Source organism: Methylobacterium sp. D48H, assembly GCF_053345715.1.
Map to the genome: position 1 here is coordinate 560807 of NZ_JBKFAP010000001.1, position 19316 is coordinate 580122.

Genomic DNA, 19316 nt, shown 5'->3' on the forward strand with positions numbered 1-19316 from the left:
CCACAACGCGTGCGCGCTTCGGAACAGCCGCCCGACGGGATCACCGCGTGGCCGCGACGCGCTGCCTTCAGCGACGTTGGCGGGTCAGCCCATCTCGACATCCGGAAGATGGCGCAAGCCGACCGCGCACCGCAATCAAATAGGCTTTTCAGCAGTGAAAACGGAATTGATTTGAGAAATTTTCTTCAAAATTCGATGCGCGCCCGTCCGGCCGCGGCCTGGGACGGAGACAGTGCAAGCATCGGATTCGTGACGCACTTTAGAGATCCGCTGCCGCGTTAAGTTTCTTAAAAGCGCTTTATTTTGTCGTGCCGAATTCATTCGAAGAGTGTCTTTGCCAGGACTATAACTTCGGCGTGCCGGGCATTCGCCCTGCCTTCTCTTCGCACACGAGGCTTGATCGGCTCCCAGTTCACGCGGGCACCCCGCGGGAATGGGAGCCGGGTCACGGCGGGACACCCGACTGATCACATGGAACTCGTCCGGTTCGCTCTGAAGTTTCGCAAGAGCTTCTATGTTCTTGCCGTCCTCATGTTCCTCGCGGGGCTCGGCTCGATCACCGTCGCGCCGAAGGACGTGCTGCCCGCCGTCGATATCCCGGTGGTGGTGGTGGTGTGGACCTATAACGGTCTCGACGCGACCGACATGGTCCAGCGCATCACGAACTACAGCGAGTTCTCGCTGTCGAGCAACGTGAACAACATCCGCCGGATCGAGTCGACGTCGATCCAGGGCACGGTGACCGAGCGGATCTACTTCGATTCCGCGGTCAGCATCGATCTGGCGATGACCCAGGTCGACTCGGCGATGAACGCGATCCGCTCGCGCATGCCGCCGGGCGTGCAGCCCCCCGTCATCATGCGTTTCTCCGCCTCGTCGGTGCCCGTCATTCAGATGGCCCTGTCGTCCTCGAAGCTGCCGCTCACCAAGGTCTTCGACTACGCGCAGTACCGGACCCGTCGCCGGCTCGCCGAGGTGCCGGGCTCGACCCTGCCCTCGCCCTACGGCGGCGCGCCGCGTCAGGTCATGGTCGATCTCGACCCCGGCAAGCTGCGCGCGATCGGCATGACGCCGCTCGATGTCCTGAACGCGGTCCTCAAGCAGAACCTCGTCGTGCCCTCGGGCCTCGCGAAGATCGGGACGCAGCAATACACGGTGCGGCTCAACTCGAGCCCGCAGCTGGTCGATCAGCTCAACCGCATTCCGATCAAGGTCGAGAACAACCAGCCGGTCCTGCTGCGCGACGTCGCCCATGTCCGGGACGGCTCGCCCCCGCAGATCAACATCGTCCGCGCCGACGGCCACCACTCCGTCCTGTTGCAGGTCCTCAAGAACGGCGCAGCCTCGACCCTGGACGTCGTGAACGCCGTCAAGGCCGCCCTGCCGGACATCCACGCGGCCGCGCCGAAGGGCATGACCATCACGCCGCTGTTCGATCAGTCGGTCTTCGTCTCGGACGCCATCTCCGACGTGGTGCGCGAGGCGGTGATCGCGGCGGGGCTCACCGGTCTCGCCATCCTGCTGTTCCTCGGCTCCTGGCGCTCGACCATCGTGGTGCTGGTCTCCATCCCGCTCTGCATCCTGACCTCCCTGTCGATCCTGGTTGCTCTGGGCCAGACCATCAACGTGATGACCCTGGGCGGCCTCGCCCTGGCCGTCGGCATCCTCGTGGACGACGCGACGGTCGCGATCGAGAACACCTACCGGATGTTCGAGGAAGGCTTCTCCTTCCGGCGCTCGGTGGTCGAGGGCGTGGCCGGCATCGCCAAGCCGGCCCTGATCTCCACGCTGGCGATCTGCTCGGCCTTCTCGGCGGTCTTCTTCCTCACGGACGCGCCCCGCTACCTCTTCGTCCCGCAGGCCGAGGCGGTGGTCTTCGCGATGCTGACCTCCTACCTCCTGTCGCGGACGCTGGTGGCGATCCTCATCGACGTCCTGGTCGCCCCGGAATACGCCCGGCATCACGGCCCGGCCGCCGAGGTCGATGGGGCGTCACCACCCCGCCGCCGCTCCGTCCTCGGCCGGATTCTCCGCGCGCCGACACGGCCCCTCGCCTGGCTGCTTCAATATCCGCTGCGCGGCGCCCTCGCCTTCCGCAACGCGTTCGAGCGCGGGTTCGCGCGCTTCCACGCGGGCTATGTCGGCCTCCTGTCCGCGGTGCTCGGCCACCCGGCCCTCGCGCTGTCCGGCGCGCTCGCCGTGTTCGCGGTGACGGCCGCGATCTTCCCCTTCGTCGGTCAGGACTACTTCCCGCAGATCGAATCCAGCCAGATGACCCTGCATATCCGCACGCGTCCGGGCGAGCGGATCGAGCAGGCGGAGAAGACCTTCGCGCAGGTCGAGGACGTCGTCCGGCAGGTCGTCCCGAAGGACGAGCTGGGGCTCATCCTGGACAACATCGGCCTCCCCGCCTCGAACTACAACTTCGCCTTCATGGATGCGTCGTTCGTCGCCTACAATGACGGGCAGATGCTCATCAACCTGAAGGGTGAGCATAAGCCGATCTCGTTCTACGAGAAGCGGCTGCGCCAGGTCCTGCACCAGGCCTTCCCCGACGACACCTTCTACTTCCAGCCGTCCGACATCATCACGCAGATCCTGAATTTCGGGACCGTCGCGCAGATCGACGTGCAGGTCTCCGGGCGGCACGATGCCGAGGACCTCGCCGTGGCGCAGGACCTCGTCCGCCGCATCGCGGCGGTCCGCGGTGCCGTCGACGTCCACCTGCACCAGATCGTCGACGCCCCGCAGATGTACGTGAACGTCGACCGCAGGCTGGCCTCCGAGATGGGCGTCAGCGAGCAGTCCATCGCGCAGAACCTGAACGTCTCGCTCTCCGGCTCCTTCCAGGTCAGCCCGAACTTCTGGGCCGATCCCAAGTCCGGCATGCCGTACCAGCTCTGGGTCCAGACGCCGGAGTGGCGCAACGCCGACATCACACAGCTGATGAACACGCCGGTCTCGGTGCACACGGACGCGGGTGACAGGCCCGGCATCCCGATCCTGCTGTCGAACATCGCCACGATGCAGCGGCAGCCGGAGCAGACCGTGATCAACCACGTCAACCAGCAGCCGACCTTCGACATCCTCGCCAACGTCCAGAACGCGGATCTCGGCAGCGTCCGAAACGCCGTGGACCGGATCGTCGCCGAGGAGCAGGTCAAGCTCCCGGCCCCGGACAAGATCCTCGTCCGCGGCCAGATCGAGAGCATGGAGAGCGCCTTCTCGCGCATCGAGCTCGGGCTCGGGATCGCGCTGGTGGCGGTCTACCTGCTGCTCGTCCTGAACTACCAGACGTGGGTCGACCCCTTCGTGGTCATCGCCGCCCTGCCGCTGGCCTTCTGCGGCATCGTGATGAGCCTGTTCATCACCAGCACGGCGTTCTCGATCCCCGCCCTGTTCGGCGCGATCATGTCGGTCGGCGTGGCGAGCGCGAACTCGATCCTGCTCGTCACCTTCGCCAAGGAGCACCGCGAGGCCACCGGCTGCTCTGCCCGCGAGGCCGCCCTGATGGCCGGCCATACCCGCCTCCGGCCGGTGCTCATGACCGCCTCCGCGATGTTCCTGGGCCTGATCCCCATGGCGATCGGGTCCGGCGAAGGCGCCGAGCAGAACGCCGCCCTCGCCCGCGCGGTGATGGGCGGGATCGGGATGGGCACCGTCTCGACCCTGCTCTTCGTCCCCCTTCTCTACACCCTGCTCCGCCGCAACCCGATCAAGCCCCTCGAGGATTATTGATGACCCGTTTCAACGACGCCCCCGGGAGCGGCGCCGAGGCTGCCGCGCGGGCGCACCAGCACGCGGTCGAGATCGACCCGCTGCGGCAGGACGGGGCCGGCGAGGCCCTCGTCCACGCGGTGCCGCCGCCGCCGCGCAAGCGCCCGTTCCTCGTGGCGTTCCTCGCGCTCGGCAGCGCCCTCGGGCTCGGCGCCTGGCACCATTGGGAGACCTACCAGGCCTCCCTGGTGACGCAGGCCGAGGCCGTGAACTTCGTTCCGACGGTCCGCACCGGGCCGGCGCAGGTGGATGACGGGCCCATGACGCTGACCCTGCCGGGCCAGACCGAGGCCTTCGACCATGCCGACATCTTCGCCCGCGCCACCGGCTACATCGCCGAGCGCCGGGTCGACATCGGGTCGCGGGTCAAGAAGGGCGACCTGCTGGTCCGGATCGCCGCGCCCGACCTCGACCAGCAGGCCCGGCAGGCCGAGGCCCAGCTCGGCCAGTTCAAGGCGCAGCTCGCCGTCGCGCAGGCGGATGTGGAGCAGGCCAAGGCCAATGTGACGCTCGCGAACGTGACCGACGCCCGCACCGCGACCCTGGCCGGACAAGGCTGGGCCTCGAAGCAGAACGCCGACCAGACCCGCGCGGGGATGCTGACCGCCACCGCGACCCTCGCCGCCGCGCAGGCGAAGGTGAAGGTCGCGGAAGCCAACATCACCGCCCAGCAGGCGACCGTCAACCGGCTCCGCACGCTGACCACCTTCGAGAGCGTCGTCGCGCCGTTCGACGGCATCGTGACCGCCCGCAAGGTCGATGTCGGCGACCTCGTCCACGGCGATGCCGGCTCCGGGACGCCGCTCTTCACGGTCGACAGCACCGATGTCCTGCGGGTCGCGGTGCAGGTGCCGCAATCGGCCGCCGTGGGTATCCGCGACGGGGTGAAGGCGCGGGTCCAGGTCGCGCAGATCGCGGACCGGACCTTCGACGGCACGGTCTCGCGCAGCTCGGTGGCTCTCCAATCCTCGGTGCGGACGCTGGACACGGAGGTCGACGTCGCCAATCCCGACGGAATCCTGCGGCCGGGCCTCTACGTCGCCGTCACTTTCGCGGTGCCGCGCACGCATCCGCGGGTGATCGTGCCGTCCGAGGCGCTCATCTTCGACGCGGAGGGGACGCGCGTGGCCGTGGTCGGGGCGGACGACACCGTCCGGCTCCGGCCGATCACGATCGCGCGCGATCTCGGCACGCGCCTCGAGCTGCGCAGCGGCCTCGACAGCGGCGAGACCGTCGTCCTCAACCCGCCCGCCGGCCTTCAGGACGGCAGCCGCGTCGTCCCCCGCGGCTCCGTCGCCTCCCAGGTCCCGACAGCCAAGCTCTCCGAGCAGGCGAGCGCGGAGTGAGGCGCATGGTCCAGATCCCTCGCTCCCTTGTAAGCTTCGCCGGCGGGATGACGCAGGTCGGCCGCCGCGACCGAACCGCATTTGACTCCGGCTCCGAAGAGGATAATTCCACCTCTCCCTCCGAGCCGCAGGAGACCAGACAGGGCCGGCGAATACAAAATAAGAAGGAAAAACGAATGGCCAGCGTATTGGTAGTCGAGGACGACCGGCGGGTCGCCGCGGAGATCGGTTCGGCCCTCACGGAATACGGTTTTCAGGTCGACGAAGCCCCCAGTGGCAGCATCGGACTACGCAAGGCCCTGGACGGTAACTTTGACGTGATCGTGCTCGACCGGATGCTCCCGGAGATCGACGGCCTGTCGCTGCTGACCGAGCTGCGCGCCGCGAAGATCTCGACGCCGGTCCTGATCCTCAGCGCCCTGTCGGCCGTCAACGAGCGCGTCGACGGGCTGCGCGCCGGCGGCGACGACTACTTGGCCAAGCCGTTCGAGTTCATCGAGCTCACCGCCCGCGTCGACGCGCTGGCGCGGCGCAAGATGGCGGCCGAGGCGGTGAACGAACTCGTCGTCGGCGACCTGCGCCTCGACCTGATCGAGCGCGTCCTCCATTGCGGGAACCGGGAAATTGAGCTCCTGCCCAAGGAATTCGCGATCATCGAGTTCCTGATGCAGAACGCCGGCACGCTGGTGAGCCGGAAGATGATCTTCGAATCCGTCTGGGGCTACAGCTTCAATCACCAGTCCAGCGTCATCGACGTCCACATCGGCAAGATCCGCAAGAAGCTCGATCCCGACGGGCTGAACCCGCGGATCCACACGGTGCGCAACACGGGCTTCATCCTCCGTGCGCCTTCTTGAGGTCCGGCGCACCAGCGGCTTCCGGGTCGCGTGCCTGTTCTTCGCGACCTTCGGGACCGCCTCGCTGGCGCTCTCGGGCTTCCTCTACGTCGACACGCGCAGCTACGGCCGCAAGGCCGCGTTCGAGTGGGTCGAGTGGGAATCGAAGCACCTCCTGAACCTGTCGCCGCGCGCGCTGCGCGAGCGGATCGACGCGTCCGAGGATTTCGCCGAGGGCGGCCGCCCGCTCGTCCTGTTCGGGCCCGACCACGTGCGGCGGGCCGGCGCGCCGATCGCCTTCCCCGACAGGGCACCGATCGGGAAGCCGTTCATCCTGGCGCAGCCGCTGGATCACCGCAGCCGCACGCTCTTCAGCCAGCTCACCGAGCTTCCGAGCGGCGAGTACGTGCTGGTCAGCCGCTCGGCCCAGGATCTCCAGTCCCTCGAGAAGGCGCTGGTCGAGACCTTTGTCTGGGGCATGGCCGCCACCATCGTGATCGGCCTGATCGGTGCCGTCGTGTTCGGCGCCGGCTCGCTGCGGCAGAACGATGCGATCACCAAGGCGGTCGAGCGCATCATGCGCGGCGACCTGAGCGAGCGCCTGCCGACGCGCGGCGTCTCGGCCGACCTCGCTCACCTCACGCGCGTCGTGAACGACATGCTCGACCAGCTCGAGCGGCTGATGCTGGAGATCAAGGGCGTCAACGAGAACATCGCCCACGACCTGCGCACCCCGCTGACCCGGGTGGTCGGCACGCTGGAGCGGTCGCTGCGCAAAGCCGACAGCGTCGCGGCCTTCCGCGCCTTCAACGAGGACGTCCTGGCCGAGGTCAAGAGCATCGTCGTCCGGTTCTCGGCCCTGCTGCGCATCTCCGAGATGGAGGACCGCCTGCGCCGATCGGGCTTCACCCAAGTCGATCTCGGCCGGCTGCTCGAGGATGCGGTGGAGTACTACGAGCCCCTGGCGATCGAGCGCGACATCCGACTTCTCTGGGAGCGGCCGGACGGCCCGTGCGCGATCGAGGGCGACCGCAGCCTGATCTTCGAGGCGGTGAGCAACCTGATCGACAACGCCCTGAAGTTCACGCCGGCCGGCGGGCAGGTGACGGTCGCGCTGCTCCGGAATCCGACGGGGATCCAGGTCACCGATACGGGCTGCGGCATCCCCGCGGAGGAGCTGAGCGCCGTGCGCGCCCGGTACCGCCGCGGCGCGCTGAAGACCGACAAGAGCGGCTTCGGGATCGGCCTGAGCCTCGTCGATTCCATCGCGCGGCTGCACAGCGCCACCTTCGACATCGTCTCCGACGGGAGCGGCTGCCGCGTGACCCTCAGCTGGACCCACAGCGTCGCGGGGCACCCGTCGATCGACCTCCTGCCGGCCGCATCCCTCTGACGCCGTCGTCACGCCGTCGCGCCCGGCCGGTCCCGCATCGCGGGGCGTGCCGGGCGCGGGGCCGAACCGGGTGGGCGCTCAGTAGGCGGGCTGGCCGCGGCGGCGCTCGCGGCTGTTGAGATGGCTCCACTGGCGATTGGCCGGGACGGTCTCGACCGCGCTGGGCCGCTGGATCGCGGCGCTGTAGCCGGTCGCTCCCTCCCACATGCCGCCCGCCTTGTCGTTGCCCTCGGAGGCGGACCACGCGTCGAGGCCGCTGCCGTTGGTCCGGACGATGAGGCTGGGATCGATGGTCGCGCCACCGTCCTGAGCGAGAGCAGGTCCCGCAATCAGCATCGCGCCCATCGAGCAGGCGAGGACGATGTTCTTCATGATGATCTCCCGTTACACAAGCTGTCGCTCACCGGCGACGTGGTAGTAAGATGCTGCAATACGCATTTAAACTCTATATTTTATTGCGGAATAATTCTTTCGCTCTTTGGGCAGGCTTCAATCTTGAAACGATTTTTGAATTTCTCGTGGTGGCTGACCTCAGGTCCGCCACATCCCGGTCACCGGGATCGGGGCTTGTGTCGCCCGGGCCTGGCGGACAATCCTGCCCGGCTTGCGCCGGCAGGGCGCACGAAAAAGCCGACCGGTTGCCCGGTCGGCGAAGTCGTATGGGTCTGAAGCTCTGGGTCAGACCGGCCCTGCCCTGGTACCCGGGCCAGCCGCTCTGAAACCATAGCATCCGCTCGGTCGGCGGCGAAGCAAGCCGCTGAAGAGCTGACTCTCTTGTAGATGATTTTGCGACAATCGCAAGCAAAAGATCTTTTATTTGTTGAATATGGCCCAATTTACGAGATAACTTACTTGGCGCGCCAAATAGAGAAGCCCGGCCTTGCGGCCGGGCTCGAGACTGGACGTTGCGCCCGCGAAGGCGCGTCGGATCGGTTCAGAAATCCCGCTGCACGCGGAACCGGAATTGGGCCGCATCCTGCGAATTGACGTAGCGCAGCGCGTTCTTCGAGATGTCCGGCGTGACGCCGCTGTTGAGCGCCGTGCGGATGTACTCGCCCTCGACGCCAATATCGAGATCCTTCACGGGGGTCCAGATCAGGCTGGCGCCGGTGATCATCTGGTTGTTGCCCCGCAGGATGGGACTCGTGGCGAAGGCCAGGGCATTCGACGCACTGGCGCCAGCCGGGGCGAAGCCGAAGCCGAGGAGGCCCAGAGCGTTGCGCCCCTTGGAGTTGTAGTCGATCTGCGCGTAGCTGCCGAAGAAGGCCGAGCGCCAGGCGGGCGACCAGTAATGGAGCAGGGAGGCGACAGCGGAGAACGAGGTCGACAGTTCGAGGCGGCCGGTCGCGGGATTCAGCACCGCGTCCGCGTAGTATTGCGCGAACGAGCCGCCGCCGACCGGCGCCGCGCCGAGGGCGTCGTACGGCGCCGTGTAGTTGGAGATGCCCGTATAGGCGATGGCACCCTGCCCGTAGGCGCCCTGGAGGTAGAGCGTGTCGCCCGTCGCGATGAACGGCAGGTTGACCTTCAGGCCGCCCTGGACCGCCCAGCCGTAGGCGTTCGAGGCGCGTCCCGTCGGCGAGATGCCCAGGCCGGTCGTGGCGGTGGTGATGCCCGCGACCGTGCTGCCGGCATCGCCGGCATTGATCTCGTGGACGGCGGCCGAGAGCTGCGCCGAGCCCCAGGCCTGGTCGATGCGGGCCGCGCCGACGAAGTCCGGCATGCGGCTCTTCTGGGTGACATCGACGAAGGCGACATTGCCGGGACCGACGACGATCGGCGCCAGCCAGGTCGAGGGGGTGAACGGGTTGAAGGCGTTGCTGTAGCCCGCGAAGCCGCCACCGGCCGTGAAGGCCCCGACTGCCGAGCCGGTGCCGAAGATCGGGAAGCGCCGGTAGGTCGGATCTTCCATCGAGGCGGTCAGCGTGATGCCGTTCCCGAGGATCGCCGAGTAGGCGAGCAGGTTCGTGCTGAACGTATCGGAGCCGGCCGTGCCGCCGATCAGCTCGAAGTCGTGCGCGTAGAAGTCGAAGAAGGAAGACGCGCGGCCCGCGGTGAGCCCGGCGAACTGAATGAAGGCCTTATCGGCGTTGACGTAGGTCTGCGTGCGCCCGAAGGCGTCGGCGCCGAGGCCCGCGATGGCCAAGCTCTCGCGCTGCCGAGATCCCGAGGTCAGGAACGGGCCGCTGCGGTTGGCGACATCGATGCGCAGGAAGGCGCGCAGGGTTCCGTAATCGGTCTGGGTCCGCGAATCGAGGTTCAGACGCATCAGGCCGAGATAGCCGGTGAGGTCGCCGCCGCCGCCCGTGCGAACCTTGCTGGTCTGATACAGGAAGTCATACCGCGCCCGTCCGGACAGACGAATGCAGGTATCGGTCCCGGGGATGTAGAAGAAGCCGGCGCCGTAGGCGTTGCAAACGCGTACGAACTCGACCGGCGCAGCCTTGAACGTCGGGAGATCGGCAGCGTACGCACCGCCGATCGGGATCATCAGGGCCGAGGAGCCCAGTAACAGCGCCTTGATTCTGGTCATCATATCCCCGCATCCGACGCCGTGGTCGTGCCACTGCCAGCGTCAACCCAATGATCCGCGTTCACGCACGTGTACGGGTCCCGACACGGTGCGGCGTCGCAGTATTTTTCGAGAATTGGCCGCTCTATCGCTCGGCAGCTTGACCGTATCCGTCAAGATTTGATTTTACAAATAAATTGCGATTGCGTTTTTCAACCGGAATTGACTTCCTGAAATTTGTTTTTGTATCCAAATTGATCACGGAAATGGGAGTGCGCGGGCGAGGCGAGCTGCGGATCGCGGCCGCGTCGGCTCAGCGAGGCTGGTTGATGGCGCGGTCCATCGCGTGGACTCCGCCGACCGAGACCTCGAGTTCTGCGCCGTGGATGTCGCTAGCAGCGATGAAGAGGCATCTGCCGCCCTATCAGGCCTGCTCCCCGAGATCCGGCGACAGATCCCGTGCCGTCGCTAGGAGATCCTGTCTCCGAGCATTCCTGACTGAGCGCTCCGTCGTGACAGGTGCTTGAGGTGCCGCTCTGAGGCCGTGCCCTATCGGCCGCGTCCGCCTCTCGTCGACGCGCGACCCGAACCGGTTTGCGCCGCGGCGGGGCGGAGCCACGGCATGGCCTGCTGATCGACCGGGCCGAGACCGCCGTTAAGCATATCTTTCAAGAGTTATAGATTGCAAAGCTCGGCTATATCCAACGGCCGGCATCATGATTTACAAAGTTCTAACGTAGCGCGTCCAATTTGCGGCGACGGTGCGGAGGATCGAATGTCGGAACCGCTGACCCTCGCGCCGCATCCGCCCGGCGGAGCCGAGACCGCCCCCGGGTGGCGCAGTACAGCCGCCGCGCAGGTCGACCGGCATCCCCGCTCCGATGTCGGGACGATCGTGATCCACTGGGTGGTCGCCATCGCCATGGTGGCGAGCCTGCTCACGGGCCTGCGCATCTCGGCCGACGCGCCCGTGGCGCGGACCGCGAAGTTCCTGGCGCCCCTGCTTCCGCAAGGTGAAGTCTGGACCGTCCACTTCGTGGCCGGCCTGACCCTATTCTTCGGAATCACCGCCTATCTGGTCTACCTCGTGCGCGGGCGTCTCACGGATCGCAACGGCCTGTCGCGGCTCCGCGCCCTCCGTGTCAGCGGGCGAAGCAAGGCCGCCCGGAAGGCACGGTGGGGCGGCATCAACGTCGCGCTGCACTGGCTGATCTACGCCGTCACGCTCGTCCTGACAGGCACCGGGGTCGCGCTCTACCTCGGCTATGGCGGCTGGGTGGTCTGGCTGCACGCCACCTGCGCGCTGGTCGCCCTGGCCTACATCGCGGTCCATACCCTCGCGCACTTCATGTACGGCGGCCTGTGGCAGCTCCTGCGGTTGTTCCGCCCGGCGGCCCTGGCGGACGGTGCGGCGCGGCGGCGACGCCCACTTCTGGCCGCCGCCATCATCGGCCTCCCCGTCGTCGGCGGCCTCGCCTTCGCGGACGTGAAGGGCCGGTCCACGCTGGTGATCGACAAGGTGTCGGCCGGGCCCGACCTGTCGAAGCTCCTCGAAGACCCGGTCTGGCGCACCGCGCGCCCGGTCTCGGTCCGGACGATGCAGGGGGCCAATTTCGGCGGGACCGGTGAGACCACCGTCGAGATCCGCGCCGTGCGCGACGCGACGAATGTGTATTTCGCCTTCCGCTGGTGGGACCCGTCGCGCTCGCTGAAGCGCGTCCCGATGATCAAGAAGGCGGACGGCTGGCACCTCCTCGACGCGGACGCGGCGCGCGCGGACGTGACCGCCTACTACGAGGACAAGCTGGCGGTGATCTTCTCGCGGTCCGACGCGTTCGGCAGCGGCGGGTCGACCCATCTCGGCGCCCGGCCGCTGCCCGACGCCCCCGCCCCGCTCAACGGCCGCGGCTACCACTACACCACCGACGGCAGCTACATCGATATGTGGCAGTGGAAGGCGGCCCGCGGCGGCATGCTCGGCGTCGTCGAGGACATGCATATCGGCCCGCCCACAGACCCCACCGACGCCGAGCGGGCCGTGAAGGGCCGCTACCAGGCCGGCTACTGGGGCGATCCCGGCACCAGCGCGTACCGCTACAACTTCAAGTTCGAGGGGCCCGGCGGCTACGCGGGCGCGGTCGAGCCGCTGCGGCTTCCCAAGGACTGGCAGGCGACGGTGGCCAAGCTCGGCACCGTGGATCTGGACTTCGATGCCAGCACGTCGCCGGGCTCGGCGTGGTGGATGGTCGAGAAGACCGAGACGGTGCCGTACTCGGCTGCCGCCGACGCGGAGATCCCGGTCGGCACCGTGATGCCGGGCGTGCTCATGACCGACGGCTACACGGGGGACCGCGCCGGGATCTCGGCGGCCGCCGACTGGGCCGACGACCACTGGACCCTCGTCGCCGCGCGCAAGATCGCGACCGGCAGCAAGTACGACGTCGATTTCCTGCCCGGCAACACCTTCTACCTGTACGTCTCGGCCTTCGATCACACGCAGACGCGGCACACGCGGCACATGCGGCCGGTCGAAGTCCTTCTGCGCTGAGCCGGGAGCGCGCCGTGGCCGATCGCGTCAGCCTCGTCATCAACGGAAGGCGGGTCAGCGCCAGCGCCGGCCAGACCCTGCTCGACGCGGGTCTGGCGGCCGGCCAGGCGATCCCGCACGACTGCGCCACCGGGCAGTGCGACACCTGCCGCGTCCGGATCCATGCGGGCGCGGTCGACGATGCGGGGACGCGCATCGGCGAGACCGTGCAGGCCTGCCGGGCCCGCCTGACCACCGACGCGGTCATCGAGTTCGACGAGGTTCCGGAAACCGTCCGGCGGGCCGGCATCGTGGACCGCGTCGTCGATCTCACCGCCGAGATCGTCGAGGTGACGGTCGCGCTGCGCAAGCGGCTGACCTACCTGCCCGGCCAGTATGTCCGGGTCTCCTTCGCCGGGCTGCCCGCGCGGGACTACAGCCCGACCCTGCGCGCGGACGGATCGGGCGAACTGAACGAGTTGATCTTCCAGATCCGCCGCCAGCCCGACGGCGCGGTCTCGCCGCTGCTCGGCGGCAGGATCGGACCGGGAACCGCGGTGAAGGTCGAGGGCCCGTTCGGGACCGCCTTCCACCGGCTCGGGCGCGGCCGTCTCGTGATCGTCTCATCGGGCGTCGGCTGGGCGCCCGCCTGGGCGGTCGCCCGCGCGAGCCGGATGCGTGAGCCGGAGCGCGACCTGCTCGTCGTGGCCGGCGCGCGGCACCCGCAGAACCTCTACATGCGCCCGGCGCTCGACTGGCTGCGCGAGCGGGGGGCGACGACGATCCTGACCTGCAGCGGCGGCAACCCGCCTCCGGATGCCCGGCCCGGGCGGCCGACGCTCCACATGCCGATGCTCACGCGCGACGACACCGTCCTCGCGGCGGGCGCCCCCGAGATGGTCGCGGCTGTCCAGTTCCTCGCCGCGGCGACCGGGGCGACCTGCTACGCCGATCCATTCTACGCGGCCGCGCGCGGCGCGGACGGGAAACCGCCGTCCGACACGAACTTCCTGCAGCGCTTCCTCCAGCGCGTCGCGGGTCATCGGACCGCTAAAACGGAGCCTGTCGCCTAGCAGATCGTCAACCACAACTTCGGTGTACGGTATCCGGTGACCTCGGGTTAAGCACTCGAGGCGCATTCTCGGGTTATGGCACTGTTATTCACGTCTCTTCGGCGCATCATCGCGGGTGGAATCATCCTCCTGGCCCTGCCGGCCGCCGCGCGCGCGGACGACCTCGCGGTCGTCGGCACGGGCGACGGGATCGAGATGCTCCAGGCCGTGGCGGCCGCCTACAATGCCGAGAGCGGCGACGCGCGCGTGTCGGTGCCGCCGAGCATCGGTTCCGGCGGCGCTGTCGCGGCCGTGGGCGGCGAGCGGCAGAGGCTCGGGCGGGTCGCGCGCCCGCTGACCGAGGCCGAGAAGGCCCAGGGACTCGTGGAGGTGCCGCTCGCCCGCATCCCCTCGGCGATCTTCGTCCATCAGGGCGTCGGCGTCACCAATCTGACCAGCGCGCAGACCGCCGCGATCTTCGCCGGCACGGTCGACAATTGGAGCGCCCTCGGCGGCCCCGATCTGAAGATCCGCGTCGTCCGGCGCGAGGACACGGACAGCACGCTCACGGTCCTGCGGGCCACCATGCCGGGCTGGCGAGACCTCGTCCTGACCAGCCGCTCGAAGACCGCGACCACGACCCAGGACGCGATCGCCACGGTGCGAGAGACGCCCGGCGCGATCGGCTTCGGTCCGTACTCGCCGGCGCTCGCGGGCGATCTCGCGGTCCTGACGATCGACGGCCGGGCCCCGCGCGATCCGACCTATCCGAGCGCCGTGACCCTCGCGCTGATCTACAAGGCCGCCACGCGCGACGCCGCGGCGTCGGCGTTCCTCGCTTTCGCGACCTCCGACCGCGCGGGACAGGTCATGGCGGAGCGGGGCGGCGCCCCGCTCAGGCCGTGACGGGCACCGTCTTCTCGCGTTCCCTGCGCGCGCGCCTCGTCGGCGCCACGCTCTCGACGGCCGCGATCGCGCTGGCGGCGTTGGTTTTCCTCGTGGTTCTGCGCTCCGGCCAGACGCTCCGCGAGCAGGCGCAGGAGGTCTCGACCTGGTCCGAGGCCCAGCTCTCCGACCGCCTGCTCAGCGACGCCAAGCTCGCCGCGGCGCGGCTCCAGATGCAGCGCGAGGACGTCGAGCGGCGCTTCGCCACCATGTCCAAGCGCTGGGACGTCGCGAAGGCGGTCTTCTCCGGCAACACGGTGGCGGCCTCGGAGCTTCTGCGGCCGGCTCTCGCCCTCGCCGATCTCGACGGCGCCATCGCCTTCGACCTCAATCTCCGCGCCCTGACCGCCGACCGCGTCGAGGCGGACCTCCTCGCCGCCAACGCGGCGTTCCGGACGTCGCCCGTCGCGGCGTCCCTGCGGGCCGTGCTCGCCCGCAACGATCGGGAGCACGCGGACGGGTTCGTGCTGTCGCTGCGCTGGGACGACGCGCTCGCGCGGGCGCTCGCCGCCACCGAGAGCGGCACGGTCGCCGACATCTTCGGCGAGCCGCTGTTCGACGATTTCGGCGAGGTGATCGGCGGCCTCGTCGGGTACCGGGTCCTGCGCGCGCACGAGCCGACCCTGACGGCGTTCGCGTCCCTCAGCAACCGCGACGTCCTGATCCTCGCCGACCAGAACCTCCTCTCCTCGGCGGGCTCGGAGGTCTCCAAAGCCCAGCTCGGACCCGCGTCGGGCGCTGAGCTGCACGCCGTGCTCGGCGCCGAGAAGGTCGCGCGCTGCATCCCGCAGCCGCCCGACATACGCCTCTGCGTCGCGGCGCCGCTGCGGGAGCTGCAGCAACTCACCGGCAAGGTCGTGGGCATCGGCGAGGAGAGCTCGCGCGCGCTGCTGCGGACGCTCAGCGTCGTCGCCGGTCTGACGCTGTGCCTCGTCGCCGTCGTCATGCTCTTCCTGTCGAGCCGGATCACCCGTCCCCTGGTGCGCATCACCCAGACGGTCTCCGAGGTCGCGCGCGGCAACTGGCATGTCAGCGTGCCCGATATCGACCGTGCCGACGAGGTCGGCGATATCGCGCGGGCCGTCGTCGTGCTCGAGCATTCCCTCTCGGAGCGCGATCAGCTGCGCGACGACGTGTTCCGGCAGAACACGGTCCTGACGGAGCGCGAGCGGCAGCTGCAGGAGCAGAACGAGCGCTTCGACGCCGCCCTGAACAACATGTCCCAGGGTCTGTGCATGTTCGGCGTCCACGGCCGGCTCAAGGTCTACAATTCCCAGTTCTGCCGGATCTACGGGATCGCTCCGGGCGCGCTGGATCTCGAACCGACACAGGATGAGGTTCACCGGCTCGCCGGTCTCACGGACTGGTCGGCCGCGGAGAGCGGACCGATCCGCCGGACCCTCACCCGGACGCTCGCCGACGGCCGCTGCATCGAGATCACGGTCGAGCCGATGGCCGATGGCGGCTGGGTGGAGACCCACGAGGACGTCACCGCGAGCGTCACCGCGCAGGCGCGGATCGCGCATCTCGCGACCCACGACGCGCTGACCGGCCTCTCGAATCGAGCGCTCCTGGCCGACCGTCTGGCCGCCGCCTTCGCGGACCATGCGGTCGGCGGCCGGGCGGTGACCGTCATCTGTCTCGACCTCGACGACTTCAAGGGCATCAACGACACCCTCGGACATCCGGCCGGCGACGAACTCCTCCGGCAGGTCGGCCGCCGCCTCACCGGACTGTGCCCGTCCGGCGGCACGGTGGCGCGCCTCGGCGGCGACGAGTTCGCGATGGTCCTCTTCGAGGCAGACCTGCCGGACGGCGTCCTCGCCCTGGCGGAGCAGATCCTGATCCAGCTCAGGCGGCCGTTCTTCCTGGCCGGCCAGTTCGTGTCCGTCGACGGGAGTCTCGGCATCGCCGTCTCCGGCGCGGAGGATGCCGACGGCGACGATCTCCTGCGCCGCGCCGACGTCGCCCTCTACGCCGCGAAGGCCGAAGGCGGTCGGCGCGTCCGCGTCTTCGAGCAGGAGATGGAGGAGCGCCAGAACCAGCGGCGCTGGCTGGAACGCGAGCTGCGGCTGGCGATCGGCACCGCGCAGATCGAGCTGCACTATCAACCGCTGTTCGACCTGGCGACGAACGCGGTGACGAGCTTCGAGGCCCTCGCGCGGTGGCACCACCCGGAACGCGGGATGATCTCGCCCGGCGAGTTCATCCCGGTCGCCGAGGCGACGGGGCTGATCGACGCCCTCGGCGCCTACGTGCTCGAACGGGCCTGCGCCGATGCCATGACGTGGCCCGGCTCCCTGCGGGTCGCCGTCAACATCTCGCCGATCCAGTTCCGCGAAGGCAATCTCGACCGGTTCGTCGAGGAGGTCCTGCTGAAGACCGAGCTGCCGAGCCACCGTCTCGAGCTGGAGATCACCGAGTCGGTGATCCTGAGCCAGGATCAGGCGAGCTTCGAGATGCTGAGCCGCCTGCGCTCCCTAGGCGTGCGGTTCTCGATGGACGATTTCGGGACCGGCTACTCGTCCCTCTCCTCCCTGAACACCTTCCGATTCGACAAGATCAAGCTGGACCAGTCCTTCGTCCGGAACCTCCTGGAGAAGGACGAGGCGGCGGCGATCGTCCACGTCGTCGCCGAACTCGGCCGCAGCCTGAAGATCACGACGACGGCCGAGGGCGTCGAGACCCCGGAGCAGCTGGCCCGGCTGCGGGCGAGCGGGTTCTCGGAGGTCCAGGGCTACCTGCTGAGCAGGCCGATCCCGGCCGCCGGCGTGGCGGCCTTCATCAACGCGCAGGAGCACATCCACGTGGCGGCCTGACCGGGCCCCGCAAAGGCCCGTTGGGCGATTCGGTGGCTCGCGCTCAGTCGGCGACGCGCTCCACGCGGGACAGGAGGCACCCGGGCCGCGCCGTGTGGATGTTGACGAAGCGGGTGCGCGGATCGTCGAGGGCGCGGCGGAGCGGAACCTCGGCCTCGCTCCCGGGACAGACCTGCCCGAGATCGTAGAGGCAGAGATGGTCCGCGTCGTAGGCACGGACCGAGACCAACGTGTTCGCGCGGACGATCGGCGCGAGGCCGTCGGCCGCCTCGGCGCGCGGGCACTCGTCCGCGTGCAGGAAGATCGGACTGGGTGTCCAGTAGATCCCGCGCGGCTCGGGCAGATCGTAGGATCCGAGCAGCATGGTCTCGCCAGGCCGGCCGAGCTGCAGGCAGTGTCGGCAGGGAAAGCCGCCATCCGCCGTCGCGACGACCCGACGGACCGGGTTGTCCCGGTCGTCGAGGCCGGTGGTACGGAAGCGATCGGCGGTCTCCGTCGGGATCGGAACGCAGCGATAACGGGTCATGGTGCACCTCCGGGACGGGCCCTAAGCTCCGTCCCGGCGCGCCGCATCCCGCTTCTTGCTGCGCAATCCGGAACGCTCCGCGGCCGCCGCGGGCGTCTCAGGCCGGGGTCGCGTCGCCGGCCGCGAGGGCGTGGCAGTACACGTCGACCGCGCCCTTGCCCTTCAGCGTCACCGGGCCGATCGGCCGGACGTCGCGCGGGTCCGGCAGGCGCGCGAAGGCCTCACGCGACAGGTGCAGCGCGCACCCGTCGCCGAGGCCCGCGAGCCGGGCGGCGACGTTCACGGTGTCGCCCCACAGGTCGAAGGTGAACTTCGTCCGGCCGACGATGCCGCCGACGACCGGCCCGATGTGGATGCCGCCGCGGATCCGCCAGCCCGGCTCGCCCTCGGCCGCGATCGCCACCATGTCGGCGGCGCAGCGGATGGCGGCGGAGACCGGGTCGTCGTGCGGCCGCAGCAGGTTGGCCGTGGCCATGAAGGCGTCGCCGATCGTCTTGATGTTCTCCAGGCCGCGCGCCTGCGCGACCACCTCGAAGGCCTCCGCGAGGCGCTGGATCTCCGCGACGACGACGTCCGGGCTCTGGTCGTGGCACCACGTGGTGAAGCCGACGAGGTCGATGAACAGGACCGCGACGTCGCCGAACAGCCGCGGCTTGACCTGCCCGGTCTCCATCAGCTCCGCGACCGCCGAGACCGGCAGGATGGCGTGCAGGAGCTCATCGGCGCGCTTGCGCTCGCGCTCGATGGTCCGCAGATGCGCCACCTCGCGGTCGTGCGCCCGCTTCCGCTCCAGGCAGGACCGGATGCGCGCCTCCAGGATCACGGGCTCGAAGGGCTTCGGCAGGTAGTCGAAGGCGCCGAGCTCGATGCACCGGACGATGCTGCCGATCTCCATGAGGGCGGAGATCATCACGACGGGCGTGTGGCGCCACGCCTCGTGGGCCTTCATCCGCTCGAGCACGGCGTAGCCGTCCAGGGCCGGCATCATCACGTCGAGGAGCACGAGGTCGAACGGCTCCTCGCTCAGCCGGTCGAGGGCCGCCCGCCCGTTCGCCGCCCGCACGCTGGCGTGGCCGAGGAGCTCCAGCTCCTGCTCCAGCAGGTCGAGGTTGAAGGGCTCATCGTCGACGATGAGGATGCGGGCTGGCTCCACGGGTCCTCCCTTCCTGGCGTGAGACGGCCGCGCTCAGCCGAGCCAGTGCTGCAGCTTGGCGAAGAGCAGGTCCTCGTCGACGGGCTTCGTCATGAAGTCGTCGCAGCCGGCGGCCCGCGCGCGGTCCTCGTCGCCGGTCATCGCGTTGGCGGTGATCGCCATCACCGGGATGGCGGCGGTCGTCGCGTCGGCCTTGATCCGGCGCGTCGCCTCCCAGCCGTCGACGAGCGGCAGCGACAGGTCCATGAGGATGAGATCCGGCCGGTGCGCGATCGCCATGTCCACGCCGGCGGCCCCGTCGACGGCGATCAGGATCTCGTACTCGTCCTCGAGCAGCTGGGTCAGCAGATCGCGGTTGAGCGCGACGTCCTCGACGATGAGAATCCGCTTCATGGGCGGATCCCGGACGAAGCGGGCCGCCGCGAACGTG

At 68.9% G+C, this 19316-nt stretch carries 13 protein-coding genes; 8 read left to right on the forward strand and 5 right to left on the reverse strand.

The features are described from left to right. The first annotated feature begins 471 nt into the window (after positions 1-471). The 4 genes from ACLBX8_RS02825 (at position 472) to ACLBX8_RS02840 (ending at position 7352) form a co-directional block, all read left to right on the forward strand. Positions 472-3738 carry an efflux RND transporter permease subunit gene (locus ACLBX8_RS02825; protein ID WP_447714594.1) on the forward strand — a complete coding sequence of 1089 codons (3267 nt, stop codon included), beginning with the start codon at positions 472-474 and terminating at the stop codon, positions 3736-3738. Then, positions 3738-5123 (forward strand): efflux RND transporter periplasmic adaptor subunit, encoded by a 1386-nt coding sequence (locus tag ACLBX8_RS02830; protein ID WP_447714595.1) that lies wholly within the window; start codon positions 3738-3740, stop codon positions 5121-5123. The genes ACLBX8_RS02825 and ACLBX8_RS02830 overlap by 1 nt, the downstream gene beginning before the upstream one ends. A gap of 176 nt (positions 5124-5299) precedes the next feature. Then, entirely contained in the window at positions 5300-5980 is a 681-nt protein-coding gene (locus ACLBX8_RS02835) for a response regulator transcription factor (protein ID WP_447698137.1), read from the forward strand. After that, the gene (locus ACLBX8_RS02840; protein WP_100251000.1) at positions 5967-7352 is read left to right on the forward strand and encodes a sensor histidine kinase; all 1386 of its coding nucleotides are present in this window, start codon (positions 5967-5969) and stop codon (positions 7350-7352) included. The genes ACLBX8_RS02835 and ACLBX8_RS02840 overlap by 14 nt, the downstream gene beginning before the upstream one ends. Before the next feature lie 78 nt (positions 7353-7430). On the opposite strand, the gene ACLBX8_RS02845 is transcribed toward ACLBX8_RS02840, so the two are convergent. After that, positions 7431-7724 (reverse strand): hypothetical protein, encoded by a 294-nt coding sequence (locus ACLBX8_RS02845; protein WP_020091594.1) that lies wholly within the window; start codon positions 7722-7724, stop codon positions 7431-7433. A gap of 562 nt (positions 7725-8286) precedes the next feature. Then, positions 8287-9885 carry a porin gene (locus tag ACLBX8_RS02850; RefSeq protein WP_165923069.1) on the reverse strand — a complete coding sequence of 533 codons (1599 nt, stop codon included), beginning with the start codon at positions 9883-9885 and terminating at the stop codon, positions 8287-8289. Positions 9886-10639: 754 nt separating this feature from the next. On the opposite strand from ACLBX8_RS02850, the gene ACLBX8_RS02855 reads away from it, so the two are divergent. From ACLBX8_RS02855 to ACLBX8_RS02870, 4 genes are all read left to right on the forward strand, one after another. Continuing rightward, positions 10640-12412 (forward strand): ethylbenzene dehydrogenase-related protein, encoded by a 1773-nt coding sequence (locus ACLBX8_RS02855; protein ID WP_447697846.1) that lies wholly within the window; start codon positions 10640-10642, stop codon positions 12410-12412. Positions 12413-12426: 14 nt separating this feature from the next. Continuing rightward, positions 12427-13464: a 2Fe-2S iron-sulfur cluster-binding protein gene (locus tag ACLBX8_RS02860; RefSeq protein WP_447714596.1), complete on the forward strand. Its 1038-nt coding sequence runs from the start codon at positions 12427-12429 to the stop codon at positions 13462-13464. 75 nt (positions 13465-13539) lie between these two features. Further along, positions 13540-14349 (forward strand): PstS family phosphate ABC transporter substrate-binding protein, encoded by an 810-nt coding sequence (locus ACLBX8_RS02865; RefSeq protein WP_020091590.1) that lies wholly within the window; start codon positions 13540-13542, stop codon positions 14347-14349. Beyond that, entirely contained in the window at positions 14346-17207 is a 2862-nt protein-coding gene (locus ACLBX8_RS02870; protein ID WP_447714597.1) for a putative bifunctional diguanylate cyclase/phosphodiesterase, read from the forward strand. Before ACLBX8_RS02865 ends, ACLBX8_RS02870 begins: the two co-directional genes overlap by 4 nt. Positions 17208-17250: 43 nt before the next feature. Here the strand turns inward: ACLBX8_RS02870 and ACLBX8_RS02875 are convergent, their stop codons facing one another. From ACLBX8_RS02875 to ACLBX8_RS02885, 3 genes are all read right to left on the reverse strand, one after another. Then, a complete protein-coding gene (locus ACLBX8_RS02875; RefSeq protein ID WP_447680400.1) occupies positions 17251-17733 on the reverse strand; it encodes a DUF1203 domain-containing protein in 483 nt (160 codons plus the stop codon). Between the two features lie 97 nt (positions 17734-17830). Further along, a complete protein-coding gene (locus tag ACLBX8_RS02880) occupies positions 17831-18886 on the reverse strand; it encodes an adenylate/guanylate cyclase domain-containing protein (protein ID WP_447680399.1) in 1056 nt (351 codons plus the stop codon). A 33-nt stretch (positions 18887-18919) separates the two neighbouring features. Next, the gene (locus ACLBX8_RS02885; protein WP_026604690.1) at positions 18920-19279 is read right to left on the reverse strand and encodes a response regulator; all 360 of its coding nucleotides are present in this window, start codon (positions 19277-19279) and stop codon (positions 18920-18922) included. Positions 19280-19316 lie beyond the last annotated feature (37 nt).